Below are 548 nucleotides of genomic sequence, written 5' to 3'. Positions count from 1 at the left end.
CGCCCATTGAGCCTGCTTGAAGTACCAACAAGGCTGCTTCAGGAATGGTCATAAAATAGCGAGTAATATCAGGGTGCGTTACCGTTACCGGGCCACCATCATTAATTTGCTTACGAAACAGCGGTACAACAGAACCCGAAGAACCTAATACATTGCCAAAGCGAACCATGCAAAAACGTGTATCGTTCTGGCGCTGGGCTAAGCCTTGAAGTACAAGCTCCGATAAACGCTTGGTTGCGCCCATCACATTAGTCGGGCGAACAGCCTTATCGGTTGAAACTAACACAAAGGTATCTACCCCTGCTTTAATCGCCGCTTCGGCACAATACCAAGTGCCAAAGACGTTATTGCGAACACCTTCAATGACATTGTGTTCTACCAAAGGAACATGTTTGTAAGCTGCGGCATGGTAGACCGTTTCGACAGCGTAGCTCTTCATGATAACTTCCATGCGATGCTGTTTCTGCACAGAGCCCATAATGGCATGCACTTCAGTCTTTAATGTATGTTTTTGAATATACTTGGAAATCTCTTGCTCAATTTGATAA

1 protein-coding gene is annotated in these 548 nt (G+C 45.4%); it reads right to left on the bottom strand.

The features are described 5' to 3' along the window. On the bottom strand, nucleotides 1-548 hold a 548-nt coding region (locus A3729_RS04430; protein WP_156497661.1), incomplete at both ends, for a polysaccharide biosynthesis protein.

It is taken from the genome of Oleiphilus sp. HI0043 (assembly GCF_001634935.1).
This window is presented reverse-complemented; position numbering and strand designations above follow the sequence as displayed.